Origin of the sequence: Nonomuraea sp. ZG12 (genome assembly GCF_052068115.1) — a bacterium.
Taxonomy (GTDB): Bacteria; Actinomycetota; Actinomycetes; order Streptosporangiales; family Streptosporangiaceae; genus Nonomuraea.
The window spans coordinates 90,236-114,252 of sequence record NZ_JBQHCW010000026.1 but is presented as its reverse complement, the minus strand read 5'-3'; the positions used below and the strand labels follow the sequence as shown (position 1 = coordinate 114,252).

Sequence of the window (24,017 nt, the reverse complement as noted above, 5' to 3'; positions counted from 1 at the left end):
CCCGCCATGACCACGGACCAGCCCTACGAGCAGGGCGAGCCTTCTCCCCGGCAGGAGACCAGGGAGCCCGCGTCCGACGAAGGAGAGCGGCCGCCGTCCCCGCCGGAGGAGCATGACGAGTTCGACGAGGGGCTGCTCGACCAGAACGCCACGGTCATCAACAACTTCTTCGCCGATGTGGACGCCGGGGGCGCGACGTTCGGCGCGGGCGGCAGGCGCTCGTCCCGGGCGGCGGTCGGCCGGCTGCCCGCCACCGACGTGGCCGCCTCGCTGCGCGGCTTCGTCGAGCCTCCGGCGTGGGCGCGAGCGGTTGCGGTGCTGCGCGAACAGCACGTCCTGGTGCTCTGCGGGCGGGAGGAGAGCGGGCGCTGGACCGGCGCGGTCGCCGCGCTGGACGCGATGGGCCTGGACGGCGACGGGATCTGGATGTACTCCCCCTCGACGTCCCTGGCCGAGCTGAACGCCGGCCAACGTTTCCAGGCGCGCCATGGCTACCTGCTGCACGACTGGATCGAGGCCACCGGGGACGTCTCGGTGCGCCGTTTCGAGCTGGAGACGCTGGCCAGGAAGGTGGCCGAGGCGGGGGCGTACCTGGTGATCACGGTCCGCGCCATGAAGGGACGCAGGCCGTTCGACAAGGTGCAGGTCGACTGGGAGCCGCCCAATCCGGGCGCGCTGTTCGACGCGCGCCTGGCCGGGGTCGCGCCGCCCGAGCACGAGTGGGACGCCCTCGCCCGGCTCCGGCTGCACGCGGAGAAGCTGGTCGCTCCCGGCCCGGTCACCACGCTCGCCGAGCGGGTGGCCCAGGGGACCGAAACCCCGTCGCGGATCCTCGCCGACGTCGAGGACGAGGTGGTCGCCGGGTGGTTCGGCCGCGAGGATCTCAAGCGGGCGGACGTGCTGGCGGTGTGCGCCGTGGCCTTCGCCCATGGCGCCCCTGAGCGGGTGTTCGAGCAACTTCTCGCCGATCTGGTCGCCACCTGGGACCAGTTCGGCACCGACAAGGGTCTCGACGTGCGCAGGCAGGACGACGAGCGGCTGCCGCAGACCAGGGCCTTGTGGAGCGGTGGACACCCGCTGATCAACGTGGTGGTCGACACCGACGCGGGGTTCGGCGGCGAGCGCCGGGTGGTCTTCCGTGGCGAGCACTACCGGGCGCAGGTGATCGCCGCGCTGGCCCGGCACTACGGCTACGAGCTCTGGCAACCGCTGAGGCAGTGGATTCGCGGGCTCGCCGACGCGGACATCGAGGTGCAGTTCCAGGCGGCCGTCGGAGTCGCCCTGCTCGTCAGGGCCGACCCTGCGGAGGTCAAGGAGTCCTTTCTGGACGAGTGGGCGGCCGGGCGGATGTTCGAGCGGCTCGCCGCGGCCAACGTGCTGGCGTTGCTGTCGATGGAGGACGACTTCGCGCCGATCGCGCTCGACCTGGCGCTGTCCTGGGTGCGGGACGCCGGGCAGGAGCGCGCGATGACGGCGGCCATCGCCTTCGGCAACGGCATCTGGATCCGCTACCCGACGGACGCGCTCAAGTGGCTGTGGTTCCTGGCGCTGCGCGGCGTCCGGGTGAGCGTCGTGGCCAGGCGGTCGCTGATGCTGCTCTTCCGCCAGGCGGCCGAGCACGGTGAGGCGGTCGCCGCCCTCACGCTGCTGGCGCAGCTCGCCGGCGAGGAGGTGGACGGCGCGGTCGGCACCAGGCGCACGCGTACGGCGCTCGCCGCCGTGACGGACATCCTGACCGCCACCTGCCTGTCGGACCCGGGCGTCCCCCTGCCCACCCAGCTGCTGTCCACCCACCCGGAGAGCGCGGCGCCGCTGGGCGTGCTGTGGGCCGGGTGCCTGGCCAGCAACCACCACCGGGTGGCGGCCGTACGCGCGTTGAAGATCTCCCTGACCGCGCTGCGCGGGCGGGCGGAGACGATCGCGGCCGTCGCCGCGCTCGGCGCGGCCGTGTGGCGGACGCTGCCGCCCGAATGGCACCCCATCGTGGAGCGCGACCTGAGACGCGCGCTCTCCGGACCTGATGACGGCACCGCGGCGCTGCCTGCCCGCGACCTCGTCAACGCCCTTCTCGCCGCCGGAGTCCGGCGATCCGCATAGGAGAACACCCCTCATGGGAGAACATCGCATGCAGACCGCGAGTCCATATCCCGTCATCGCCGAACGCAGCCTGCGTCCGGTCCCCAGGAAGCTGCTGAGAGGCGCTCGCCGTGACCCAGCTGAGCTGCCGGAACAGCCCCCTGGAACGGTCCTGGTCTTTCACACGAAAGGTGGTTATCAGGCGTTCGCCGAGCGCCGGCATCTGACGGGCTCGGAGGAGGCGGTGGTCCAGGCCGTCGCCGTGAGCGTGGTGGACGTGCGGGGCCGGTACGTCCTGGTCGGCGTCCCCATCCCGTCGTCGGACCTAGCGCACGACTTCCCCGTCCAGGTGACCTTCCGCTGCACCGTCAAGGACGCCGCCAGGGTGGTGGAGGAGGGACCGCGAGACCTGCACATGCTGCTCGGCGCCTACCTCAGGGAGGACCTCGAACTGCAGAAGATGGGCCTGGACTGGGGCATCGAGGGGATCCACCGGCTCCGCCCGCTGGTCGTCGCGCGGGTCAAGGCGTTCTTCGAGGTGGTGCCTCCCCAGGTCGAAGGCGTCGAGGTGGCGCTGTCCAGCGTGGACGTGCTGCTGCCCGCCGACGTCAAGGACCATGCCAGGGGCATGAAGGGGATGCGCTGGGAGGAGGAGGCGAACGACCTGCGCGCGGCGATCGAGTCCAAGGACGTGGCCCGCATCGAGGCGTTCCTGCACCGGGGGAACGTCGGCAGGCTCGCGCTGGGCATCAGCCGGAACGCCGTGCCGATCGCGGACGCGGTCACCATGCTCGGCGCGGTGGAGGAGCAGCAAGCCGCCCGGATCTTCGAGGTGATCAGGGCGCTGCCGGAGGGCGCGCTGGACTTCCTGCCCATCGACACCCGCGCGCTCTTCCAGGAGGCCATGCGGGTGGCGGGCGTGAACTCCTCCGCAACGTCCGAAGCGCCGCCCCTTGAGCAGCGTGGGGCCGGCAAGCACAGCGAGCCGCGCCCGCTGGGCCTGGAGGAGTCGGATGACTGAGTCCCCTCCCCCCGCGCACCGGCGGGGACGGGGGCCGGAACCGGCGACCTGGCGGCGGCTGGCCGTGGGGCGGCGGCTGCGCATTCTCACCGGGGTGAACGAGGGCATCCTCGACCGGGTGCCCCTGGAGCGCACCCACTACACCGGGCTCGGCGGCGTCGTCCTGGGGACCTCGCTGATCGCCGGGCTGGCCATGTGGTTCTTCCTCGCGCAGGTGCTCGACGGGCACCACCTGTGGGCGTTCCCGCTGGTGGTGGCCTGGGCGCTCATCGTGCTCAACATCGACCGCTGGCTGGTGTCCAAGTCCAGCGGGATGTGGACGCGCAGGCTGCTCATGCTGGTGCCCCGGCTGCTGCTCGCGGTCGTGCTGGGGATCATCGTGGCCGAGCCCATGGTGCTGCGCGTCTTCGAGACCGCCGTGGAGCAGCACATCGTGGACGAACGAGCCGAGGCGCGCAGCGCGCTGCGCGCCAAGCTGGTGTCCTGCAACCAGCCGCCTTCCGGTACGCCCGCGCCCGCGAGCTGCGGAGCCGACTCCCTGCTGCTGACCGACACCCCCGTGGAGTCCGTACGCGAGCTGAAGGGCGCGGAGAACGCCGTCAAGAAGGAGGAGCAGGCGCTCGCGGCGCTGAACACCAGGCACGCCCGCATGAACGAGAGCGCGAGGAACGAATGCGCGGGCGAGGAAGGGAACGGGCTCAGCGGCAGGATCGGCAAAGGCCCCCGCTGCTACCGACTCTATGCCGACGCGGACAGATTCGCCCGAGTGAACCGCATCGAGGAGCGGGTCGCGGCGCTCGACCGGGACAAGGCACGCGTCGAGCAGCTGAGCCGGCGGCTCGCCACGGAGGAGAACGGCTTCCAGGGGAAGATCGACACGGCCATCGCCCTTCGGGTGGCCGAACTGCCGCTGCCCACCGCCCCCATCGGCCTGCTGGAGCGGATGGGCGCCCTGCACGAGATCACCGACCGTAACGGCTTCCTGCTCACCGCGACCTGGCTCTTCCGGCTGTTCCTCATCCTGGTCGACTGCCTGCCCGTGCTGGTCAAGCTCATGGGCGGGGCCACGGTGTACGACAGGCTGGTCGAGGCGGAGAACGAGAGCCGCAAGCGGGTGTACGACGAGACGCTCCGCAACAGGGAGCACGCGGAGCTCGGTGACCTGCGGCTGGAACGTGAGCGCAAGGCGGAGGAGCTGCGCAGGCAGTCCCAGGATCTCCAGCTCGACCGTCAGCGGGACACGGCGCACGCCCGGTCCCGCATCGAGGACCTGATCAAGGAGCGGCAGGCCGACCTGCTCGGCAGGCCCAAGTCCATGAGCAACGGCTCCTTCCACTCCTTCGAAGCCTGAGACCGTGTGCGAGGATGCCTGGGTGAACGGCGACATGGTGCTCAGAGCCGTCGGCGAATGCGTCACCTTCCTGCGCTCGGCGCCGGAGCGGGACTGGGCCACGACGCCGATTCCGGCGATGGACTGGACCGTCGCCCAGGTCGTGGCCCATCTCGGCGAGACCCTGCTGTGGTATGCCACCGACTTCACGGCAGGTGATCGTGAGCTGAGCACCGTGGACCTGCGGGTGCGGCCGGAGTCGGGGGCGGCTGATCTCACCGCCACCGTGGGGTCCTTCGCCACGGTCCTCGCGCGGGTCGTCGACGGTGCGCCGGCCGGTGCTCGCGGCTGGCATCCGTTCGGCCTCGGGGACGCCTCCGGCTTCGCGGCCATGGGCTGCGACGAGCTGCTCGTGCACACCGCTGACGTGGGGCGGGGCGTCGGCCGGGACTTCGTGCCCTCGGCGGAGCTCAGCGGGGCCACCCTGAGACGGCTGTTCCCGTGGGCGCCCAAGGACACGGACCCATGGGCGACGCTGCTCTGGGCCAACGGCCGGGCCGATCTGCCCGGCCAGGAGCGGCAGGTCGGGTGGAGATGGCATTGCGCTCCGCTGACCGAGTGGGACGGGGTCAGTGGCCGGCTGAGTCCCTGATGCGTGCGACGTACTCCCGCCACCAGGAGGCGTCCGCGTCGGACGGGAACGACGCGTCGCCGGGAAACTGGCCACCCGAGCCGTCGAGCAGCTCGCGGACGATGTCGGCGTGCCCGGCGTGCCGCGCGGTCTCCCCGATCATGCGCAGCACGATCTGGCGCAGCGTGGCCTCCCGCCTGCCCTCCTTCCACCAGGACACCGTGCCGACGTGGTCGAGCTCCAGCGTCTCGATCGTCTCGTCGGCGTGGGCACGGGCGCGCTGGTAGAGGCCGACGATGTAGTCGGTGGACTCGCCGGGCGCGACCCACATGTCGGCGCCGTCCCAGACGCTGCCGTCGTCCATCCACGACATCCGCTCCGGCGCGGGCCTGCCGAACGAATCGCCCAGATAGCCGTACTCCAGGCCGGCCAGGTGCTTGACCAGGCCGAGCAGGTTGGTGCCGGTGGGGGTCATCGGCGTGCGCAGCTCGGCGTCGCTCAGGCCGTCGAGCTTGTAGACCATGGCGTCGCGGAACTCCCGCAGGCTCGCGAGCAGCAACTCTTTCTCCGTCATGCGCGACTCCAGAGGCTCGGATCGTCAGGCGCGATCGTAGTGACGGGAACCGACACTTCTGGACCTGCTCTAGAGGGCCGACTCGCGGGCGTCGAGCAGCTCGTGCAGGTGAGCCCGGGACCAGGCGCACATGGCGGCCATCGGCTCCAGGAGCGTGCGGCCGAGCGGGCTCAGTTCGTACTCCACCCGTGGCGGGATCTCCGGGTAGGCGGTGCGCGTGACCAGCCCGTCGCGCTCCATCGCCCGCAGCGTCGCGGTGAGCACCTTCGGCGTGATGCCGCGCAGGGGAACCTGCAGCTCGGAGAAGCGTCGAGGCCCCGATCTCAGGCACACGATGATCTTCGCCGTCCATTTGTCGCCGATGCGGATCGGCGGGTTCTCGGCCGAGCACGCGCTGAACATCTCAGGATCAAGTGGCTGCTTCACCCCGCCGAGCGTACGTAACTATCGTTGCGGGAACCTAGGGGTCAGCGACTAGCGTCCGCGGCAGTGGCCGGCGACCAGGCCGGCGACCAGACGGCGACCAGGCCGGCACTGCCGAACGGAGCATTCCATGAGCGAGATCGTCATTTTCGGCGCGGGTGGCCGCGCGGGCCGGCACGCGGTCGCGGAGGCCGTCGCGCGCGGCCACCGGGTCACCGCGGTCGTCCGCGATCCGGCCGCGTACCAGGACCTGGCCGGTGACGGCGTGGCTCTGGTCGGGGGCGACGCCACCGACGCTGACAGCGTCGCGGCCGTCGCGGCCGGGCACGACGCGGCGATCAGCGCCGTCGCGCGGCTCGACATGCCGTCGGAGGAATTCTTCGTGGGTACGGCGAACGCCCTGCTCGACGGGCTGGCCCGAGCCGGGGTCGGCCGGCTCGTGCTGATCGGCATCGGCACCACCCTGCAGGTCGCGCCCGGGGTGATGCTCCTGGACACCCCTGGCTTCCCCGCCGACGCGCGGACGTTCTCACTCGGTCACGCGGCCGCGCTGGAGGCGCTGCGTGCCGCGCGGACCGGTGTGGACTGGGTGGTGCTCGCGCCGCCGCCCACCTTCCTGGACGCCGAGGCGGCACGCACCGGCCGCTACCGGGTCGGCGGTGACCAGGTGGTGCCGGCCGAGGACGATGTCCTCTTCCCCTACGCCGACCTCGCGGCGGCCCTCGTCGACGAGATCGAGGCCCCGAAGCACCACCGGGCCCTGGTCGCCGTGGCACGGTGATTCCCTGCGGGGAATTGTCCGGCTTCGCGTCTTCCCGGAGCATCGGTCGAGCACCGATCGAAGGAGAAGGCATGACCGACATCGACCCCCAGGACCTGGCCGACCGCTACATCGCCGTCTGGGTCGAGCCCGACGCGGAGCTCCGCCGTAAGGCCATCCAGGAGTTGTGGGCCGAAGGCGGGGCGCACATCCTGCAGCCGCCCCAGGAGATCCGGGAGGTCGCCGCCAAGCTCGGCTTCGACCGCCCGACGCTGGAGGCGCACGGCCACGAGGAGATCGAGCTGCGGGTGACCCGTAGTTACGCCGACTTCGTCGCGCCGGGCGAGTTCACCTTCCGACCGGCCGGGGACGCCGTCCGGCTCAGGAACGTGGTCAAACTCGGCTGGCGGATGGTCCCCGTGGGTGGTGGCGACCCGGTCGGGGGCGGGCTGGACGTGCTGGTCCTCGACCGGGACGGCCGAATCGCCGAGGACTACATGTTCCCAGGCGCATGACCCGGCAGGGTCATCGACCTCGCAGGGCGGCGAAAGCCTCGCTCGGCGCGCAAGGGTGAGCGAGGCGTCATGACCCGGCCAGCAGCGCCGCCGTGGCCGGGTCGGCGGGCAGGAAGGCCTCCAGTCTCAGCTCCGCCACCGTGACGTCGAGCGCGGTCGCGAACGTGGTGATCGTGGTCGTCAGCCGCAGCTCGCCCCGCGCCGTGCGCAGCACCATGGGGGCGGCGAACCCCACGTGATCCGGCCCGGGTGAAGGCTCCGGCACATACCCCGACAGCTCGTCGTACAGCTCGTCCCGGGGGAGCCGGTCGAGGATGTGCCGCGCCCACCCGGCCAGGTTCGCGATCCGCGGCGCCAGCCCTTCGGGGTGCAGCGAGAGGCGCAGCACGTTGACGGGCGGACGCAGCAGGTGTGCCGCGACGCCCTCGGTGAGCAGCTCGAAGGCGTTGTTGGCGAGCACCAGGTCGTGACCGGCGTCCACCACGATCGCCGGATAGGGCAGATGGCCGGTCAGGATGTGCCCGAGCGCGGCGCGTACGTGCGCCAGGCTCACGTCGTCGAGCGGTGTGCGCGGGTAGACGGGGGCGTAGCCGGCGGCGAGCAGCAGCTCGTTGCGCTCACTGAGCGACAGCTCCATCGACTCGCCCAGCCGCACCACGAGGGTCCGGCCGGGCCGGGACCGGCCGGTCTCGATGAAGCTGAGGTGGCGCTGGGTCGTGCCCGAGCGGAGGGCGAGGTCGAGCTGGCTGAGGTGGCGGCGCCGCCGGGTCGCGCGCAGAGCCTCGGGGAAATCCACGAATCCAGTTTGCCCCGGAGAAAGGACTTGTCCGCCTTCGGCAAGAACGTTTTAATCCGATCTAAGGGGGCCGCGTCAAGGGAGTCATGTGTCGATCTTGCGCGGTACGGCGTGGCCGGTCTCTCTGGCCTACGCGGTCTTCGTCCTCGTCGGGTTGAGCGCCGGGGTGGCCGGCGTGCTGCTGCCCGCCCAGATGGCCGACTACGGCGTGGACAAGCCCACGATCGGGATCACCTTCTTCACCTTCTCGGCCGGATTCATGCTCGCCGGGTCCACCGCCGGGCCCCTCGTGCACCGGTTCGGCACCCGCCTGGTCCTGATCGCCGGTGGCGGTGCGTACGTGCTGGCCGCCCTCTACACGGGCGTCCGGCCGCCGTTCGCCGCCTTCCTGGCCGTGCAGGTCCTGGCCGGCTACGGCACCGGCCTGCTGGAGTCGGTGCTCAACGTCTTCCTCGCCAGGCTGCCCTCGGCCACCACGCTGCTCAACCGGCTGCACGCCTTCTTCGGCGTCGGCGCGCTGCTCGGGCCGCTGCTGGCCGTGTGGATGCTGCGGTTCATGCCCTGGCAGGCCGTGTGGGTGGTCCTGGCCCTGGTGTGCGTGCCGCTCGTGGCCGGGTTCGTGCTGGTCTACCCCAAGCGGGACGACGACGGCGTGATCCACGAGCCGTCCCCCGCCACGCCGGTCAGGAGCGGGCTGCTGGCCACCGTGATGCGTTCCCCGGCGGTGCTGCTCGCCTGCGCGTTCCTGGCCGTGTACGTCGGGCTGGAAGGCGGCGTGGGCAGCTGGGGGTTCACCTACCTCGTCGGCGAGCACGCCCAGTCGGAGCTGACCGCCGGCTACACCGTCAGCGGCTACTGGCTCGGGCTGACCGCCGGCCGCTTCCTGATCAGCCCGATCGCCACCCGGATCGGCTCGACCACCACCGGCATGACCTACGCCTGCCTGGGCGGCGTCGCGGCCGCGATCGGGCTGGTCTGGCTGGCGCCGGTCGCGGCCGTGGCCGCCGCCGGGTTCGTGCTGCTCGGGTTCTTCCTCGGGCCGCTCTTCCCGACGGCCATGGCGGTGGTGCCCTATCTCACCGAGCCCCGGCTGGTGCCCACCGCCATCGGCGTCATGAACGGCCTGTCCGTCGCGGGCTCCGCCGGGCTGCCGTGGCTGGCGGGCGCCGTCGCGCAGGGCGCCGGGGTGTGGACCCTGATGCCCTTCGTGATGATCCTCGCCCTGCTCCAGCTGCTCATCTGGTGGCGCCTGGTCGCGCGGATGTCGGCCCGCTAGGTGCGGGTGTAGTTGGGGTCCATGGTCTCGTGGGCCCGGTGGAGCAAGTCCATCAGCTTCTCGTCCTCGCGGATCTTCTTGCGGTACTTCTCCGGCAGGGTCCGCAGGTGCTTCTCCTCCGCCAGGAGCCTGCGGTAGGTGTCGGCGCTCTCCTCCGGGTCGCACTGCGGGTCCAGCAGCCGGGTGGCGTAGCGGCGGGCGGCCGAGGACAGGTTCTGGGCGCGGCCCTTACGGCTGACCAGCGAGGCGATCACGGTGATGACGAGGACGCCGATGATCACTGTCAGCGACAGGCCGGTGGAGATCTCGACGACCGGCACGGGCTCGCCCTCGTTGATGAACGGGACGTTGTTCTCGTGCAGGGCGTGCAGGACGAGCTTCACGCCGATGAAGGCCAGGATCGCCGCCAGCCCGTACGTGAGATAGATGAGCCGGTCCAGCAGCCCGTCGATGAGGAAGTAGAGCTGGCGCAGCCCCAGCAGGGAGAAGGCGGTGGCGGTGACCACGATGAAGACGTTCTGCGTCAGCCCGAAGATCGCCGGGATGGAGTCCAGCGCGAACAGCAGGTCGGTCCCGGAGATGGCCACCATGACCAGCAGCATCGGCGTCAGGACGCGCTTGCCGTTCACCATGGTCGTCAGCTTGTCGCCGTCGTAGTGATCGGACGTGCGCAAGAACCTGCGGGCCAGGCGGACCATGATGTTCTCGCCGGAGTGGCTCTCCTCGCCCTCGGGCTTGATCAGGTTGCCGGCGGTGATGAGCAGGATCAGGCCGAACAGGTAGAACACCCAGGCGAAGCTGTTGATCAACGCCGCGCCCAGGAAGATGAACCCGGTCCTGGCGACCAGCGCGAACGTCACCCCGAACAGCAGCACCTTCTGTTGGTCCGCCCTCGGCACCCGGAAGCTCGCCATGATGATGAGGAAGACGAACAGGTTGTCGACCGACAGGGCCTTCTCGGTGACGTAACCGGCGAAGTATTCGGCGCCCATGTCGGAGCCGCCGAAGAGCCACACGCCGATGCCGAACAGGATGGCGATGCCCACGTAGGCGGCCGACCACACCGCCGACTCCCGTAGCGAGGGAATGTGTGCCTTGCGCACGTGGAAGAAGTAGTCGAACAGCAGGAGGCCGCCGATTCCGATGATCGTCAGCCACCACACCAAAGCAGGCACGTGCACGCGTGACTCCAAGTCTCGATAGCGGGATCGCTGGCTGAGGGTCGCCGCCCAGTCAACCAGATGCCCCTGCATGCAAGGCTCAAGCCAGGCAGAGTTCGTTGCCCTCGGGGTCGGCGATCGTGACCCACCAGGTGGGGCCCTGCCGGCCCTTGTGCAGCATCGTGGCACCCTTGCCGACCAGCCGGTCCACCTCGGCGTCGATCCTGTCGGCGCCCACCCGGATGTCGAGATGGACGCGGTTCTTGACCGTCTTGGCCTCCGGCACGTGCTGGAAAAGCACCCGGGGGGCGCGTTCGAGGCCGCCCGGGTGGCGGATGGCCGCGCCCTCCTTCCACACCAGGTTGCCGTGGTGGAAGGTCGTGTCGTCGTCGGCCGCGTGCCCCTTCTCGATCAGGCTGCGGATGAACGCCTCATCCTGCCGCTCCACCTGCCAGCCCAGGGCATCCGCCCACCAGTCGGCTAGGTTGTGCGGATCTTGGGTATCGATGACTACCTGAAGGTCATATGCCATGAGCTAATGCTAAGTAAGGTCTTTGCCCATGACGTTGGTACGTGAGCTGAAATCGTGGCAGGAGGTCGGTGATCGGGTCTACGTCCGGCGCCACGAGTCGTACGACATGAACGTGGGGCTCGTCGTCGGCGACGGGCACTGCCTGGTGTTCGACACCCGCATGTCGCACCGCGAGGCGGCCGACCTGATCGGGGCGATCAGGGGGATCACCGCCAGCCCGTGGACGGTCGTCAACAGCCACGCGCACTTCGACCACTACTTCGGCAACGCGCTCTTCCGCCCGGCTGAGATCTGGGGACACGCGAGGTGCGCCGAGGAGATCGAGCTGTACGGCGCGGAGCAGCGGAGCAAGGTGGCCGGGTTCGTCCCGGTGGACCGGCGCCAGGAGGTGGAGGAGGTGGAGATCGACCCTCCCGACCACACCTTCACCACGGCCGCCACCCTGGACATCGGCGGGCGGATCGTCCACCTGCGCCACTTCGGCCTGGGCCACAGCTCCAACGACATCGTCGCGCACATCCCCGACGCGGGCGTGGTCTTCGCCGGTGACCTGGTCGAGCAGGGGGCGCCGCCGGCGTTCGGCGACTCCTACCCGCTCGACTGGCCGGACACCACCGCCCGGATGCTGAACGAGATGCGCGAGCCGGTGTACGTGCCCGGCCACGGCGCGGTGGTGGACCGTGACTTCGTGGTCGGCCAGCACGGCGACCTGGTCACGGTGGCCGACCTGGCCAGGCGGGCGCACGTGGAGGGGCTGCGCGACCTCATCCACGCCTTCCCCTACAGCGAGGAAGTGACGCGCCAGGCCATCGAGCGGGCCTTCCTGCAACTCGACGCCCTGCAGGCCTGACAGCCGCCGCGCGGCCCTCGACAGCGGGCCCTGCTCTGTCTATAGTGCATATTGCAATATAGAGGGAGGCATCATGGCGCGACGCCACGATCTGGTGGGGCTCACCGTGCTCGCCATGCTCTCGGTGCGCGCCAGCCACCCCTATGAGCTCCACCGCTTCATCATCGACACGCACAAGGACTACGTGACCGGCCTGCCGAGAAGCCTCTACCACGCGGTGGACAGGCTGGCCGGGGACGAGCTGATCGCCCCCGCCAAGACCGACCGCGAGGGCCGCAGGCCGGAGCGGACGGTCTACGAGATCACCGACGAGGGCAGGCGAGAGCTGGCCACCCGGCTCCGCAGGCTGCTGCAGGAGCCCGAGCCGGACCGCCGCACGCTGGTGGCGGCGATCTCGCTGATCGGGGCGCTGCCGCCGGAGGCCGCGATCAAGGCGCTGCGCCTCCGCGTGGCCGCGCTCACCGGCGCGATCGGCGGGCTCGACGCGCAGATGGCCACGATGGCGGAGAACGGGCTGCCGCGGCTGCTCATGCTCGAACTCGAATGCGACCGGGCGCTCTTCGCCGCCGAGCAGGACTGGGTGCGCGGGGTGCTCGACCGGATCGAGAGCGGCGAGCTCGACTGGGCGGGCACGGTCAAGCAGTCGCTGATGGAGCGGGCCCTGGAGGAATGAACACTGGAGGAATGAGTGGGCCGCCAGGGTGCGCCAACACCCTGACGGCCGGAAATCCGAACAAGGCGCCTGCCCTGTCCAGGACTCGCAGTCTCAGGATAGGCGCCGCTGAGACAGGAGCCGTGCCATGTCCCAAGAGATCCACAACCTGATCGACGGCGTTTACGAGACGTGGAACGCCGGTGACGCCGCCGCCTACGCCGCGCTGTTCACCGAGGACGCCGACTACATCACCTACTTCGGCCTGCACCTCAAGGGCAGGCAGGCCATCGACGAGGTGCACCGCGACCTCTTCAAGATGCCGATCAAGCTCGACGTCGGGGGCGAGCCGTCCGTCAGGATGCTGAGCGACACCGTCGCGCTGGTGATCGCGACCGGCGGCTCGGTGGTGGACGGGCGGCGCGAGCCGGGCCGCGACTCGATCCTCACCTACACCGCCGTCCACACGCCCGAAGGCTGGCGCTTCGCCTCCTTCCAGAACACCCGGGTGGGGCGACCATGAAGAAGCTGGTGACGGAGGTGTCCGGTGTGGTGGCGGCGCCTGCCGCCACGGTGCGGGCCGCGCTGGGGCGGGTGCTGCTGCCCGGCGGACGGGACGTCGTGGGGCGGTTCACCGTGGCGGACCTGCCGGGGCACACCTCGACCGTCGAGGTCACCGAGGACCTCATCGCGTTCCAGGGCGGCTGGTGGTATCGCGGTGAGTGGACGCTGGCTCCGCACCCGGAGGGGACGCTGGTGGTCCACCGTGTCTACAACGTCGCCGAGCGGGCGCGGTGGGGGGTGGGGCTCGCCAACCGGTTCTTCGTCGGCTTCGCGGCCACCACCCGCCAGAGCTTCGCCGAAGGTCTCGCCCGCCTGGGCGCCGACCTGAACTGCCGCACCCGCCTCACCTGACCGCACCGGCCGGCCGCACCCGCCAGGCCGTACCCGCCCGCCCACCTGACCGCGCCCGTCTTTCCTAGTGGGTCGCCGGGAAGATCGCGACGAAGCCGCCGTCCTCGGCGGTGAGGGTGCCGCCGTGCAGCAGCGCGATGTCGCGGGCGATGGACAGCCCGAGCCCGGCGCCTCCGGCGTCCCGGGCTCGGGCCTCGTCCAGCCGGGTGAACCGGTCGAACACGGTCTCGCGCTGCTCGGGCGGGATCCCCGGCCCGTCGTCGTGCACCTGCAGCACCGCCCGATCCCCGTCCGTGCGGACTCGTACGAGAACGCGGGTCGAGGCGTGGCGCAGGGCGTTGTCGACGAGGTTGGTCACCAGGCGGTCGAGGTGCCCGCGCGCGCCGCGCACCACCACGTCGGGCTCGATGTCGAGGTCCAGGTCGAGTTCCGGCGGCCGGCCGATCCGCAGGGACTCCTCCATGGCGACCTGGCCGAGGTCGACGTCGGTGGTGCGGGCCGGCTCGCCCGCGTCGAGCCGGGCGAGCAGCAGCAGGTCGGCGGCGAGAGACTGCAGGCGGGCCACGTCGGTGAGCGCCTCGGCGGTCAGTTCGCTGGGCTCGGCGAGCTCCAGCCGGGCGCGCAGGGTGGCGATCGGGCTGCGGAGCTCGTGCGCCGCGTCGGCGACGAACGTCTTGTGCGTCTCGACGGAGGCTTCCAGCCGGTCGAGGGTGTCGTTCACGGTGGTGGCGAGGGCGGCGATCTCGTCCCGCGATCGGGGTATGGGCACCCGCTCGTGCAGGTCGCGGGCGGTGATGTGGGCCAGCTTGGCCCTGATGGCCGCCACCGGGGCGAGCGCGCGGCCGAGGGAGAACCAGGTCATGGCCGCGACCAGGACCAGCAGCGCCGGCACACCCGGCAGCAGCACGCCGTTGAGCGTCTGCAACGCCTGCTCGGTGCCGGTGAGCGGGACCCTGGCGTACAGCATGGTGGCGCCGCCCTCGGCGGTCGTCAGCCTCTCCCCGGCCACCGCGTAGCTGTCCACGGGCGCCCAGTCGGCCAGGGGCGGGTCGGCGGTCTGCGCGATGAAGACGTCAGGGTCGGTGATGAACAGCGTCTCCGTGCGCGTGACCAGCTCCCTCGTGGCGACGAGGGGCTGGGCGGGCATCGCCTCGGCGGTGATCCCGCCCTTCACGGCCTGGACGGCGATGCCGGCTCTCCTGGAGGCCTCGGCGTCGGCGGAGCCTGTCAGGCTGCCGCGCAGCACCACCACCAGCACGACCGTGATGGCACCGAGGGCGACCGCCACGACCAGGGTCGCCGCGACCGTGGCGCGAAGCCGTACGGACGAGGGGTCGATCGTCTTCACGCGGCCTCCAGCCGGTAGCCGGCGCCGCGCACCGTGACGAGGGTGGTCCGGCCGAACGGCTGGTCGATCTTGCGGCGCAGCGCGCTGATGTAGACCTCGACGATGTTCGGGTCGCCGTTGTAGGAGAAGTCCCACGCCTGGGCCAGCAGCTCGCTCTTGGAGACCACCTCGCCGGCCCGTCTGGCGAGCCCGTGCAGCACCGCGAACTCCTTCGGCGTCAGCGCGATCTCCACCGCGCCCCGGCGGCAACGCAGCCCTGCCGGGTCGATGACCAGGTCGCCCACGGTGATCGAAACGGGCCGTTCGGTGCCGCCGCGCCGCATCAGGGCGCGCAGCCGGGCCAGCAGCACCACGTACGAGAACGGCTTGGACAGGTAGTCGTCGGCGCCGTTGTCCAGGGCCTCGGCCTCGTCGTAGATGCCGTCCTTGGCGGTGAGCATCATGATCGGCGTCCAGTCGCCGGCCTCGCGCAGCCGGGAGCAGAGCGCGTAGCCGTTCATCCTGGGCAGCATCACGTCCAGGACGATCACGTCGTAGTCGTTCTCCGTGGCCAGCCAGAGCCCGTCGCGCCCGTCGTGGGCCACGTCGACCGCGAACCCCTCGCCGGTCAGCCCGCCCTTGACCAGGTCGGCCAGCCGCCGCTCGTCCTCCACCAGTAAGACCCGCACGAGCACCAAGAGTGCCGTACGCCACCTAAAGCCAACCTGAAGATCATTTATGCCTTCTTCAGCGTCACTTCAGGTACGGCCGGACAGTCTCTGAGCGTCAGATCCGATCAACGAAGGAGAATCCATGTTCAAGCGGCGTTTGGCTGTTCTCGGCGCGGTGGCGGTGCTGGCGCTGTCCGGGCTGGGCGGGTCCGCTCTGGCCGCCGGTGAGCCTCCGGTGTCGGTGCCTGGTGCCAAGGTGACCTGCACCACGGCCGATGGCAAGCCCGTCGCCATCAAGGTCGCCAAGGCCATGCCGGCGGACGGTGACGTGCGCGTGCACCCGGCGACCCCGGCCGACGGCAAGGTGCGCGCGTCCGAGAAGAACGATCTGCACGTGACGAAGCACCTGGACGGCGAACTGCTCACCATCGAGGCGGTTCCGGCCACCGAGGCGGTGCCGCCGAGCGACGAACCGGTTCGCGTCACGGAGCCGATGCGGGCCACGGACGCGAACGGCGACGTCACGGAGCCGATGCGGGCCGCGGACGCGAACGGCGAGCGGCCCGCCGAGTGGGGCAGGACCGAAGCCGGCGAGCCCGCGGAGGCGAAGAAGCTGAAGCGCGACGGCATCTTCTGCGTGGCCGAGAAGGAGTGATCTGACGCGGCCGCCGGGCGATCCGGGGGCGCACGGCGACCGCGTGCACGGGGGCATTCGGGGAACGACGGGTGCGGGGGTGCCGCCCGGTGCTCGAACAGGCCATGGCCGGGTCGGCGTCAACTCCGTCTGTGCGGCAACGGCGGACACTGCGCGAAAGGCGTGGTCAGCCGGATTCCGAAGACGGAGTTGACACCTCGGCGGGGACGCACGATCTGGCAGCTATCGGGGGCGTGGGAGATGTGGCCGTTGGACGGCAGGATCCTCCTGTGGGATCACCACTCCGCTTTCGAGAGCAACGATGTCGTCACGGTGGACAGGCCAGTCCTAGCAGGGGCTTGACCCATGTCCAAAACCAGGAGACAAGGACCACCCAGAGGCTGCACAGCGTGATCAACGATCACCGGGAAAAGTTCACTGTCAGCCTCGCACGCCTGTACGCCCAGATCATGCTCCAACACGGCAGCCGCCGCGCTGCCTGCTTGGCGTAGACCACCTGGTGATCAGCCAGGAAGCCGTCATGACGTACATTTCGCGGATCCTCACCGAACCCGGCCTTCCGGGACCGCGTCCGAGCCGTCGTCTACGCCTACTGCCACGGCCTGGCGATCCGGCCGGGCAGTCAGCGCAACCGGGCCGCGAACCCGTCGAGAACGACGCCGAGCTGCCGTTCGAACCTCTGGTCACCGTCGTCGCGGAGGTGCCCGGCAGCCTTGACCAGATCGGCGCCTTCACCCAGCCACGCATCGCGCCCGGTGGGGGAGTACCGGTCGGCAGACTGGCTGCGCTCCTGCTCCTCGATGACGAAGCCGACCACGAACGCGGTGACCAGGTCAATGGCGTCGTCCGCCTCGGCCAGTGAGAATCCGGCCGCGGTCAAGCGCTCGAGCCAGGACTCCTTCGCCTTCACCACTTCGGGGCCGGAGTAGCGCGTGCCGCTGAATATGCGCGCTCCGTCCCGGTGGAGGAGGTACTCCGAGCGCAGGATACGGGCGTAGGCGGCCAAGGCGTCACGCCAGCCGGCGTCGGGAGCGACCGCCGAGAGGGCGTTGACGACGCGGCGCATGACGAACGTGCTCATTTCGTCGAGCAGCTCCTGTTTGTTGCGGACGTGCCAGTACAGCGCGGGTGCTCCCACGCTGAGCCGGGAAGCGAGCGCACGGACGGTGATGGCGTCCATGCCCTTCTCATCGAGCAATTCGAGTGCCACTGCCACGATCCGCTCTCGCGTGATGCCCTTCGCCACGCTTGACAGCTTAACAAAGTTCAGGCACAGTCGGGGACATCCAAAAACGAACTTAGTTCAGGAGGCGTGTCATGCGTGCTGCGGTCGTCAACACCCCAGAATCGACACCCGTCTGCGCGGACTTCCCCGACCCGGAACAACGGCCGGGCCAGGCGCCGTTGAGCCTCGTGGGCGCGGGTCTGCACTACGTCGTCCGCGGGATGGCCTCCGGCCGCCATTACGACAGCGACCAGGCCTACCCCCTCGTGCCGGGTATCGACGCCGTGGCCCGGACCGACGACGGGCGGCTGGTCTACACGGGCCTTGCCCGGTCGCCGTGGGGAACGATGGCCGAATGGATGGTCACCCCATTCGAGGTGGATCTGCCCGCCGGGGCCGATCCGCTCGCGGTCGCCGCCGGCATGAACCCCGCCATGGCGGGGTGGATGCCGCTGACCGCCCACCGCAAGGAGGTGGGCGCGCTCGGCACCGTGCTGGTGCTCGGGGCGACTGGCATGTCGGGCAGCCAGGCCGTGCGGGCGGCGCTGGCCCTCGGCGCGAAACAGGTCATCGCGGCCGGGCGCGATCATGAGGCGCTGGAGCGGCTGCGCGGCCTCGGCGCCATCACCGTTCCGCTCGCGCCCACGGCATCCGACGGCAGGGCGACCGCCCTGGCCGTAGCCGTCGCCGAGGCGCAGCCCACGCTTGTGCTCGACTTCGTGTGGGGCCCCGTCGCCGAGGCCACCTTCGCCGTACTGGGAAAGACTGGCACGGACGATGACAGCGCGGTGATCGACTACGTGCAGATCGGCTCGCTCGCCGGAACCGAGGCGGCGCTGCCCGCGGCGCTGCTCCGCAGCCGGCGGATCCGGATCAGCGGCAGCGGCACCGGCTCGGTCTCGAAGGCCGAGATGATCTCCGAACTTCCCCGGATCCTCGCCCGGTTCGCCGACGGCACCTTCGACGCGCCGTACACCGCCTACCCGCTCAGCCGCGTCGGCGAGGCCTGGGCGCATCAAGGGCGCACCCGCGCCGTCGTCGTCCCGGACTGACCCGACCATCGCGCACTTAGTTGATCGTCCACACCATCTCTACGCACTCGGAAGGTCCCCCATGCGAAGAAATATCGGTATCAAGCTGGCCGCTGCCGTGGCCATGACGGCCATGCTGGGTTCGATGACCAGCTTGTCCCCGGCACAAGCCGTCGCCGGTAACCCCGGTGCCGCGAAGACGGTCGCCGCCGGCAGCGGCATCCCAGCACTGGTCGATCCGGCCGTGGATCTCGCCGCCAAGACGCCGGGTCCGGAGCACGACTGGGCCGACTCGATCTACTTCACCAGCCGAGTGAAGGCGGGCAGCCACGACATAGGCCTGCTGGTGCACACCGTGAGCATCCCGAAGGGCCCAGGCAATCTGCTGCTGTTCTCCGTCCACGACGAGACCACCGGCTGGTACAAGAGCTACGCCACCGTGGTTCCCGAGGATGACTTCGCCTGGAGCACAAAGGAGCTCGACATCACGGCGCCCGGTCTCAAGTGGACGGGCAACGCGCAGCGGATGTCCGTCTCCCTCGACGTGCCGTGGGGCTCCCTCGACGTCGTGCTCCAAGCACGCGGACCGGCCCTGAATTACGGCAGCACCGGAGCGTTCACTCTGTTCGGTCAGACCAACTACGAGTTCGCCCTTCCCGAGATGCGGATCACCGGCACCGTCACCTTCGACGGGCGCCGCCGGCAGATCACCGGCCGGTCCTGGCTGGACCGTCAGTGGGGACCGGTCGATAATGCGCCGAAGCGTCACTGGAGCTGGATGAATTTCAACATGCCGAACGGTGATTCGGTGGCCATCTGGGACGCCGTCAGCGATACCGGCCAGACGAACACCTGGGCCACGGTTCTGCGCAAGGACGGCTCGTATGAGGTGGCATCCGTCACGCCATTCGCCGACAGCGCCGGCAAGTTCTGGACCAGCCCTACGACCGGGCAGAAGTACCCGACCCAGGTGACCGTCAACATCCCGGCGCTGAAGACCCGTCTGAAGGTGCACGTCACCGGCAAACGCGGTCAGGAAATCATCCTCGGAGGCAACGGGCGCCTGGAGGCCACCGCCGCCTTCGAAGGCACCTACCAGGGAGCCAAGGTCACCGGTAAGAACTTCTTCGAGATGTTCGGCGACTGGCAGTCCTGAGTCCCTCGCGGCGCCGGGTGCTCTCTGCTGTAGTCGACATACGGCAGGGGCGCCCGGCGCCCACCTTTCGAGCCGTCCCGCCGAAGCCCTTCGCTCGGTGGCCCTGCGCCTGGCCTGTACAGCACGGGACCGCAGATTGGCGAAGGCCCGTGCCGCGAAAGGATGTCCATATGCGAACGCCGGTGGTCTGCCTGATCCATGATCAGGAGGTTCGTGCCGACGGGGGCCGTGGGTGTCACCCTTCCCGAGATCCGGCTATCACCCTGCCTTGCGGCGTAGGCGGTAGCGGGCGAGAGAGTGACTACCCAGAGCGAACATGTCGTCACTTCGTAGTGCTGCCTGGATCGGTGACTCGCGTCGCCGCTCACGTGCGATGCGACGAATGGCTCAGCCGGCGCAGGTGTCGTGGGTGGCGTCGAAGCCCTTCAGCGCGTCGCTGTCGGCGGGGTGCAGCGCCTTCAGCCCTCGCCAGTCGTCGCCGATCACCAGCACCAGCCGCGAGGTCCGCGCCTCGCCGGCCAGCTTGGGCGAGGCCGCCAGCAGATCCTTGGCGAGCGTCGGCACGCGCGTCTCGCCGTTCGGACCGTACATGATCATTGATTTCCTGTACGGTTTCCGCGCCGTGTCGCCGATCTTGGTGATGTGGTAGCCGCGCTGCTCCAGCGAGGCGGCGACCTGCCTGCCGAGGCCGCTGCGGTAGGTGCCGTTGCGCAGCTCCACCTGCACCTTCGACCTCGGCACCTTGGTCTGCCCGCCCTTGACGCCGGCCGGCTCGGCGTCCGTGGCGACGATGTCGAAGAGCCGGTTCGCCTGAGGTTGCACCCACTCCACCCGGCCCGGCTGGCTGACCGAATAGTGCCACGGTGTGGTGATGAAGTGGATCCGCCCGGCGCTCAGCCCCTGGAGGCTCAGGGCCAGGTCCTTCATGACCCCCGTGGTCAGCTCGGGGTCGGTGGTGACGGCCTTGGTGCCCGCGTCGAGGATGCTCAGCAGGCGGGCCGGGTCGGTGAGCGTCTGGCCGCTCATCACCTTCTTCACCATCGAGGCGACGAACATCTGCTGACGCTGGATCCGGCCGATGTCGGAGCCGTCGCCGAAGCTGTAGCGGGCCCGCACGTAACCGAGCGACTGCTCGCCGTTGAGCGTCTGCCGTCCGGCGCGCAGGTGGAGCATCGCCTTGTCGTCGTCGACGCGCTGCGGCAGGCAGACCTCGACGCCGCCGACGGCGTCCACGATGCCTTTGAAGCCGGTGAAGTCCACCTTGACGAAGTGGTCGATGTGGATCCCGGTGAGCGTCTCGACGGTCTTCCAGGTGCAGGCGATGCCCCCGGTGTTGAACGACTCGTTGATCATGCCGAGGTGGGGCTGCTGACCGGGCAGGCCGTGCTTCGCGCGGCAGGCCGGCAGCTGGACCATCGAGTCACGCGGGAAGCTGATCACCATCGCGTTGTCGCGCTTGGACGACAGGTGCGCGAGCATGATCGTGTCGGTGCGCTCGCCGTCGATGCGGTGGCCGTACCTCGCGTTCTTGCCGTCACGCTGGTCGGAGCCGACGATCAGCACGTTCATGGCGGTGCTCGCCACCTTGGCCGGGCGGGCGGCGCCGAGATCGCCGGCCACGTCCTCGTGCTTCAGGTTGCCGGTCAGCTTCAGGAACAGGCCGACCCCGGCGCCGGCGATCAGCAGCACGACCGTCACCACGCTCACGATCAGCCAGCGGAGCCAGCGGCGCGCGCGCTTCGGCGGCGTGCTCGACGGAGATGGCGGCGCATCGACGAGCCCGCTGCTCACGTAACTCCCAAATGGTGACGAGACCATCGGGCAGCCGCCCTCGGCCTCTGCGGAATCCGGCCGGTCGAGTGTACTTAAGCCAGGCCACCGGGCATGTGAGGTCCGTTAGATCGGCGCGCTCCCCGTGCTCAATCCGGAAGCGGAACCCGTAGGGAGACCGTGCCGCGCATGTCGAGCCAGGCCGCGCCGGGCCCGCGTACCAGCCGCATCACCACCTCCTCGCAGCCGGGGCAGCGAGCCACCAGCCCGGGGCTGGGGCCGTACACGCGCAGTGCGGCGAGCGGCCCGGTCAGCCCGCAGTTCGCGCACTTGCCGACGGCCGTGGTCGCGTCGAAGGCGAAGATCTCGCCGAGCGGGCCCGCCAGGGCGTTGCCGTCGAGGTGTTCGATGGTCATGGTCAGCCTCCGCTGGGGCCGAAGCGTTCGGTACGGACATGGTCGGGCGCGTGCCCGAGATCGATCAGCATGTCGGCCGCGACCTCGACGAAGCCGGTCGGGCCGCAGACGTAACAGTCGGGCTCGAAGCTGGCGGGCCAGCCGTTCTCCGCCAGGTCGTCGCGCATGACCCGGCCGGCCTTGCGCGGCCAGTCCTCCGGCGCGGTCCTGGTGTAGAGGTAGGTGATGTCCAGCCCCGGTTCGGGGCGGCGCAGCTCGTCCGCGTAGTAGCGGCGGCCGGGGTCGCGCAGCGAGTAGAGCAGCCTGAACGGCGTCCGGCTGCCCGCCAGCCGGCGAGCCCGGACCATCGCCATCAGCGGGACGATCCCCGACCCGCCGCCGACCAGCAGCACCGGCGCGCGGCTCTCCGGCCGCCACACGAACCAGCCGCCGACCGGCCCGCGGACCTCCACCTGGTCGCCCACCTGAAGGACCTCGGTGAGGTACGGCGAGACCTCGCCGTCGTCCACCAGCTCCACGGTGAGCTCGATCCGCTCGCCTTCCGCGGGCGCGGCCAGGGAGTAACTGCGCTGGGTGCTGTAGCCGTCGTCGGCGGTCAGCCGGACGTCCAGGTGCTGCCCCGGCAGGTGGCCGGGCCAGCCCGGGGCGTCGAAGACCAGCGTGCGTGCCGTCGCCGTCTCCTCGCGGACCTTCACCAGCGTCGCCGCCAGCCAGATCAGCCGGCGCATTCAGTCGCCCTCGTAGCGCTGCTCGCGCCACGGGTCGCCGTAGTTGTGGTAGCCGGCGGTCTCCCAGAAGCCCGGCCAGTCCTCGTTCGTCAGCCGGATGCCGCGCACCCACTTGGCCGACTTCCAGAAGTAGAGGTGCGGCACCAGCAGCCGGGCCGGGCCGCCGTGGCTGGGCTGCAGCTCCTCGCCGTCATAGCGGTAGGCGATCCACGCCTTGCCGTCGAGCAGGTCCTCCAGCGGCAGGTTGGTGGTGTAGCCGCCGTAGGAGTAGACCTGCGCGTACTCGACGCTCGTCTCCACGTTCTCGAAGAGCACGTCCAGCGAGACGCCCTCCCAGTTCGTGTCGAACTTGCTCCACTTGGTGACGCAGTGGATGTCCACCGTCGGCGTCTCGACCGGCAGCGCCGTCAGCTCCTGCCAGGTCCAGCGGTGGGTCTGCTCCGTCTCGGTGTCGATGGTGAACTCCCACCGGTCCAGCGGAACACGAGGAGTCGGCCCTGCGGACAGCACGGGGAAGCCGTGCTCCAGATACTGGCCGGGTGGCAGCCGGTCCCCACCCTCTGTCCGGCGGCCACGGAAGCCGCGCGAGATGATGCCCATGGGCTCACAATCGCATCTCACGGTATGCCGCGCATCACCTGAAGCTGCTCATTTCCGATCATTTGACCTGGTGCCACCATCTGGATGTGCGGCACGTGTTCCGGGCGAGGTCAGGTGGTGTGGCCGGGGTGGGGCGATGGGGTCAGGTGGCACGGCCGGGTTGGTCTGGTGGCGGCCGGGTTGTCTGATGGCACCGCCAGGCTGGTCAGGCGGTGCGCGGCCAGGTTGGTCAGGCGGTGAGTTGAGTGGGGTGAGGCGGCGCGGCCCAGGTCAGGTCAGGCCGCGCGGCCGGCTTTGAGTGAGGCCGTGGTGTCGACGACGCGGCGGGCCTGGTGGCGGGCCGCCTGCAAGGCCACCTCGCTGGGCGGGCCGTCGCCCGCCACGTGGGAGGTGCCGTACGGATTGCCCGACTGGAACTGGACGGGATCGGTGTAGCCGGGAGGCACGATGATGCCGCCCCAGTGGTAGAACGTGTTCCCCAGTGCCAGAAGGGTGGATTCCTGCCCGCCGTGGGCGGTGTTGGAGGCGGTGAAAGCCGAGTACACCTTGTCCGCGAGCTTGCCCTGGAACCACAGGGGACCGGTCGTGTCGATGAACGCCCGGAGCTGGCTGGCCGGATTGCCGAACCGGGTGGGGGTGCCGAACAGCACCGCGTCGGCCCAGCTCAGGTCGTCATGGCCGGCCTCGGCGACATCCGCCGTTTCCTGCAAATGCTGGGCCCAGGCCGGATTGGCGCTGATCGCCTCAGGCGGGGCCAGCTCGGCGACCCGGCGCAGTCGCACGCGCGCCCCGGCCTTCTCCGCGCCTTCGGCGACGGCCTGCGCCAGGGTGTGCACGGTGCCTGTGGCACTGTAGTAAATGATCGCGACGTTCACAGGTTCCATGATCGTTTCCTTCCCTCAGGGTTCGTGTCAGCAGCTTTCTCAG

The 24,017-nt window shown here is 70.1% G+C and carries 27 protein-coding genes; 14 read left to right on the top strand and 13 right to left on the bottom strand.

Annotated elements, in window-relative coordinates:
• Positions 1–6: 6 nt before the first annotated feature.
• Genes ACTMTF_RS40980 through ACTMTF_RS40965 form a run of 4 tightly spaced genes read left to right on the top strand, consistent with a single transcriptional unit; the run spans position 7 to position 5,079 of the window.
• Complete coding sequence (locus ACTMTF_RS40980) at positions 7–2,097, top strand: hypothetical protein (protein WP_441115506.1); 2,091 nt, start codon at positions 7–9, stop codon at positions 2,095–2,097.
• A 28-nt stretch (positions 2,098–2,125) separates the two neighbouring features.
• On the top strand, positions 2,126–3,097 hold the full coding sequence (locus ACTMTF_RS40975) for a hypothetical protein (protein WP_441115505.1): 972 nt from the start codon (positions 2,126–2,128) through the stop codon (positions 3,095–3,097).
• Positions 3,090–4,448 (top strand): DUF4407 domain-containing protein, encoded by a 1,359-nt coding sequence (locus ACTMTF_RS40970; protein WP_441115504.1) that lies wholly within the window; start codon positions 3,090–3,092, stop codon positions 4,446–4,448. Before ACTMTF_RS40975 ends, ACTMTF_RS40970 begins: the two co-directional genes overlap by 8 nt.
• Before the next feature lie 22 nt (positions 4,449–4,470).
• On the top strand, positions 4,471–5,079 hold the full coding sequence (locus tag ACTMTF_RS40965) for a maleylpyruvate isomerase N-terminal domain-containing protein (RefSeq protein WP_441115503.1): 609 nt from the start codon (positions 4,471–4,473) through the stop codon (positions 5,077–5,079).
• Here the strand turns inward: ACTMTF_RS40965 and ACTMTF_RS40960 are convergent.
• Positions 5,057–5,632, bottom strand: a complete 576-nt coding sequence (locus tag ACTMTF_RS40960) for a DinB family protein (RefSeq protein ID WP_397013679.1) — start codon at positions 5,630–5,632, stop codon at positions 5,057–5,059. The two genes, ACTMTF_RS40965 and ACTMTF_RS40960, sit on opposite strands and share 23 nt — an antisense overlap.
• 69 nt (positions 5,633–5,701) lie before the next feature.
• On the bottom strand, positions 5,702–6,058 hold the full coding sequence (locus ACTMTF_RS40955) for a winged helix-turn-helix transcriptional regulator (protein ID WP_441115502.1): 357 nt from the start codon (positions 6,056–6,058) through the stop codon (positions 5,702–5,704).
• Between the two features lie 127 nt (positions 6,059–6,185).
• Here ACTMTF_RS40955 and ACTMTF_RS40950 point away from each other — a divergent pair, with 127 nt between their 5' ends.
• Both ACTMTF_RS40950 and ACTMTF_RS40945 read left to right on the top strand, forming a co-directional pair.
• The gene (locus ACTMTF_RS40950) at positions 6,186–6,836 is read left to right on the top strand and encodes an NAD(P)-dependent oxidoreductase (protein WP_441115501.1); all 651 of its coding nucleotides are present in this window, start codon (positions 6,186–6,188) and stop codon (positions 6,834–6,836) included.
• Positions 6,837–6,907: 71 nt separating this feature from the next.
• Positions 6,908–7,330, top strand: coding sequence for a hypothetical protein (locus ACTMTF_RS40945; RefSeq protein WP_441115500.1), 423 nt, complete (start codon positions 6,908–6,910; stop codon positions 7,328–7,330).
• A 67-nt stretch (positions 7,331–7,397) separates the two neighbouring features.
• Here the strand turns inward: ACTMTF_RS40945 and ACTMTF_RS40940 are convergent, their stop codons facing one another.
• Positions 7,398–8,126, bottom strand: coding sequence for a helix-turn-helix domain-containing protein (locus ACTMTF_RS40940; RefSeq protein WP_441115499.1), 729 nt, complete (start codon positions 8,124–8,126; stop codon positions 7,398–7,400).
• 88 nt (positions 8,127–8,214) lie between these two features.
• On the opposite strand from ACTMTF_RS40940, the gene ACTMTF_RS40935 reads away from it, so the two are divergent.
• Positions 8,215–9,402 (top strand): MFS transporter, encoded by a 1,188-nt coding sequence (locus tag ACTMTF_RS40935; protein WP_441115498.1) that lies wholly within the window; start codon positions 8,215–8,217, stop codon positions 9,400–9,402.
• Here the strand turns inward: ACTMTF_RS40935 and ACTMTF_RS40930 are convergent.
• Both ACTMTF_RS40930 and ACTMTF_RS40925 read right to left on the bottom strand, forming a co-directional pair.
• Entirely contained in the window at positions 9,399–10,583 is a 1,185-nt protein-coding gene (locus tag ACTMTF_RS40930; RefSeq protein WP_441115497.1) for a TerC family protein, read from the bottom strand. The two genes, ACTMTF_RS40935 and ACTMTF_RS40930, sit on opposite strands and share 4 nt — an antisense overlap.
• Before the next feature lie 79 nt (positions 10,584–10,662).
• Positions 10,663–11,094 (bottom strand): VOC family protein, encoded by a 432-nt coding sequence (locus ACTMTF_RS40925; protein ID WP_441115496.1) that lies wholly within the window; start codon positions 11,092–11,094, stop codon positions 10,663–10,665.
• Between the two features lie 28 nt (positions 11,095–11,122).
• Here ACTMTF_RS40925 and ACTMTF_RS40920 point away from each other — a divergent pair, with 28 nt between their 5' ends.
• From ACTMTF_RS40920 to ACTMTF_RS40905, 4 genes are all read left to right on the top strand, one after another.
• The gene (locus ACTMTF_RS40920) at positions 11,123–11,944 is read left to right on the top strand and encodes an MBL fold metallo-hydrolase (protein ID WP_441115495.1); all 822 of its coding nucleotides are present in this window, start codon (positions 11,123–11,125) and stop codon (positions 11,942–11,944) included.
• A 73-nt stretch (positions 11,945–12,017) separates the two neighbouring features.
• Positions 12,018–12,617 carry a PadR family transcriptional regulator gene (locus ACTMTF_RS40915; protein ID WP_441115494.1) on the top strand — a complete coding sequence of 200 codons (600 nt, stop codon included), beginning with the start codon at positions 12,018–12,020 and terminating at the stop codon, positions 12,615–12,617.
• A 127-nt stretch (positions 12,618–12,744) separates the two neighbouring features.
• Positions 12,745–13,119 carry an SgcJ/EcaC family oxidoreductase gene (locus ACTMTF_RS40910; RefSeq protein WP_441115493.1) on the top strand — a complete coding sequence of 125 codons (375 nt, stop codon included), beginning with the start codon at positions 12,745–12,747 and terminating at the stop codon, positions 13,117–13,119.
• Complete coding sequence (locus tag ACTMTF_RS40905; RefSeq protein ID WP_441115492.1) at positions 13,116–13,511, top strand: hypothetical protein; 396 nt, start codon at positions 13,116–13,118, stop codon at positions 13,509–13,511. Before ACTMTF_RS40910 ends, ACTMTF_RS40905 begins: the two co-directional genes overlap by 4 nt.
• A gap of 64 nt (positions 13,512–13,575) precedes the next feature.
• Here the strand turns inward: ACTMTF_RS40905 and ACTMTF_RS40900 are convergent, their stop codons facing one another.
• Both ACTMTF_RS40900 and ACTMTF_RS40895 read right to left on the bottom strand, forming a co-directional pair.
• Positions 13,576–14,859 carry a sensor histidine kinase gene (locus ACTMTF_RS40900; protein WP_441115491.1) on the bottom strand — a complete coding sequence of 428 codons (1,284 nt, stop codon included), beginning with the start codon at positions 14,857–14,859 and terminating at the stop codon, positions 13,576–13,578.
• Positions 14,856–15,527 (bottom strand): response regulator transcription factor, encoded by a 672-nt coding sequence (locus tag ACTMTF_RS40895; protein ID WP_441115490.1) that lies wholly within the window; start codon positions 15,525–15,527, stop codon positions 14,856–14,858. Before ACTMTF_RS40895 ends, ACTMTF_RS40900 begins: the two co-directional genes overlap by 4 nt.
• A 124-nt stretch (positions 15,528–15,651) precedes the next feature.
• Here ACTMTF_RS40895 and ACTMTF_RS40890 point away from each other — a divergent pair, with 124 nt between their 5' ends.
• Positions 15,652–16,164 carry a hypothetical protein gene (locus ACTMTF_RS40890; RefSeq protein WP_441115489.1) on the top strand — a complete coding sequence of 171 codons (513 nt, stop codon included), beginning with the start codon at positions 15,652–15,654 and terminating at the stop codon, positions 16,162–16,164.
• 622 nt (positions 16,165–16,786) lie between these two features.
• Here the strand turns inward: ACTMTF_RS40890 and ACTMTF_RS40885 are convergent.
• Positions 16,787–17,410, bottom strand: coding sequence for a TetR/AcrR family transcriptional regulator C-terminal domain-containing protein (locus ACTMTF_RS40885; protein ID WP_441115488.1), 624 nt, complete (start codon positions 17,408–17,410; stop codon positions 16,787–16,789).
• Positions 17,411–17,481: 71 nt separating this feature from the next.
• On the opposite strand from ACTMTF_RS40885, the gene ACTMTF_RS40880 reads away from it, so the two are divergent.
• The gene (locus tag ACTMTF_RS40880) at positions 17,482–18,441 is read left to right on the top strand and encodes a hypothetical protein (protein ID WP_441115487.1); all 960 of its coding nucleotides are present in this window, start codon (positions 17,482–17,484) and stop codon (positions 18,439–18,441) included.
• 124 nt (positions 18,442–18,565) lie between these two features.
• A complete protein-coding gene (locus ACTMTF_RS40875; protein ID WP_441115486.1) occupies positions 18,566–19,576 on the top strand; it encodes a lipocalin family protein in 1,011 nt (336 codons plus the stop codon).
• Positions 19,577–19,963: 387 nt separating this feature from the next.
• Here ACTMTF_RS40875 and ACTMTF_RS40870 read toward each other — a convergent pair whose 3' ends face one another.
• The 5 genes from ACTMTF_RS40870 to wrbA all read right to left on the bottom strand — a co-directional run bounded on the left by ACTMTF_RS40870 (position 19,964) and on the right by wrbA (position 23,974).
• Positions 19,964–21,367 carry an LCP family protein gene (locus ACTMTF_RS40870; RefSeq protein WP_441115485.1) on the bottom strand — a complete coding sequence of 468 codons (1,404 nt, stop codon included), beginning with the start codon at positions 21,365–21,367 and terminating at the stop codon, positions 19,964–19,966.
• 128 nt (positions 21,368–21,495) lie between these two features.
• Complete coding sequence (locus tag ACTMTF_RS40865) at positions 21,496–21,762, bottom strand: DUF6510 family protein (RefSeq protein ID WP_397013715.1); 267 nt, start codon at positions 21,760–21,762, stop codon at positions 21,496–21,498.
• 2 nt (positions 21,763–21,764) lie between these two features.
• Positions 21,765–22,490 (bottom strand): ferredoxin reductase, encoded by a 726-nt coding sequence (locus ACTMTF_RS40860; RefSeq protein WP_441115484.1) that lies wholly within the window; start codon positions 22,488–22,490, stop codon positions 21,765–21,767.
• On the bottom strand, positions 22,491–23,090 hold the full coding sequence (locus tag ACTMTF_RS40855) for a sulfite oxidase-like oxidoreductase (RefSeq protein ID WP_397013719.1): 600 nt from the start codon (positions 23,088–23,090) through the stop codon (positions 22,491–22,493).
• 275 nt (positions 23,091–23,365) lie between these two features.
• Positions 23,366–23,974: an NAD(P)H:quinone oxidoreductase gene (gene wrbA / locus ACTMTF_RS40850; RefSeq protein ID WP_441115483.1), complete on the bottom strand. Its 609-nt coding sequence runs from the start codon at positions 23,972–23,974 to the stop codon at positions 23,366–23,368.
• Positions 23,975–24,017: the final 43 nt, after the last annotated feature.

Bases quoted from the DNA above. Each gene is read 5' to 3' on its own strand.
- ACTMTF_RS40980 (WP_441115506.1), top strand. From the start codon at position 7: ATGACCACGGACCAGCCCTACGAGCAGGGCGAGCCTTCTCCCCGGCAG.
- ACTMTF_RS40975 (WP_441115505.1), top strand. From the start codon at position 2,126: ATGCAGACCGCGAGTCCATATCCCGTCATCGCCGAACGCAGCCTGCGT.
- ACTMTF_RS40970 (WP_441115504.1), top strand. From the start codon at position 3,090: ATGACTGAGTCCCCTCCCCCCGCGCACCGGCGGGGACGGGGGCCGGAA.
- ACTMTF_RS40960 (WP_397013679.1), bottom strand. From the start codon at position 5,632: ATGACGGAGAAAGAGTTGCTGCTCGCGAGCCTGCGGGAGTTCCGCGAC.
- ACTMTF_RS40950 (WP_441115501.1), top strand. From the start codon at position 6,186: ATGAGCGAGATCGTCATTTTCGGCGCGGGTGGCCGCGCGGGCCGGCAC.
- ACTMTF_RS40945 (WP_441115500.1), top strand. From the start codon at position 6,908: ATGACCGACATCGACCCCCAGGACCTGGCCGACCGCTACATCGCCGTC.
- ACTMTF_RS40925 (WP_441115496.1), bottom strand. From the start codon at position 11,094: ATGGCATATGACCTTCAGGTAGTCATCGATACCCAAGATCCGCACAAC.
- ACTMTF_RS40920 (WP_441115495.1), top strand. From the start codon at position 11,123: ATGACGTTGGTACGTGAGCTGAAATCGTGGCAGGAGGTCGGTGATCGG.
- ACTMTF_RS40915 (WP_441115494.1), top strand. From the start codon at position 12,018: ATGGCGCGACGCCACGATCTGGTGGGGCTCACCGTGCTCGCCATGCTC.
- ACTMTF_RS40910 (WP_441115493.1), top strand. From the start codon at position 12,745: ATGTCCCAAGAGATCCACAACCTGATCGACGGCGTTTACGAGACGTGG.
- ACTMTF_RS40905 (WP_441115492.1), top strand. From the start codon at position 13,116: ATGAAGAAGCTGGTGACGGAGGTGTCCGGTGTGGTGGCGGCGCCTGCC.
- ACTMTF_RS40890 (WP_441115489.1), top strand. From the start codon at position 15,652: ATGTTCAAGCGGCGTTTGGCTGTTCTCGGCGCGGTGGCGGTGCTGGCG.
- ACTMTF_RS40880 (WP_441115487.1), top strand. From the start codon at position 17,482: ATGCGTGCTGCGGTCGTCAACACCCCAGAATCGACACCCGTCTGCGCG.
- ACTMTF_RS40875 (WP_441115486.1), top strand. From the start codon at position 18,566: ATGACCAGCTTGTCCCCGGCACAAGCCGTCGCCGGTAACCCCGGTGCC.
- ACTMTF_RS40865 (WP_397013715.1), bottom strand. From the start codon at position 21,762: ATGACCATCGAACACCTCGACGGCAACGCCCTGGCGGGCCCGCTCGGC.
- ACTMTF_RS40860 (WP_441115484.1), bottom strand. From the start codon at position 22,490: ATGCGCCGGCTGATCTGGCTGGCGGCGACGCTGGTGAAGGTCCGCGAG.
- ACTMTF_RS40855 (WP_397013719.1), bottom strand. From the start codon at position 23,090: ATGGGCATCATCTCGCGCGGCTTCCGTGGCCGCCGGACAGAGGGTGGG.
- wrbA (WP_441115483.1), bottom strand. From the start codon at position 23,974: ATGGAACCTGTGAACGTCGCGATCATTTACTACAGTGCCACAGGCACC.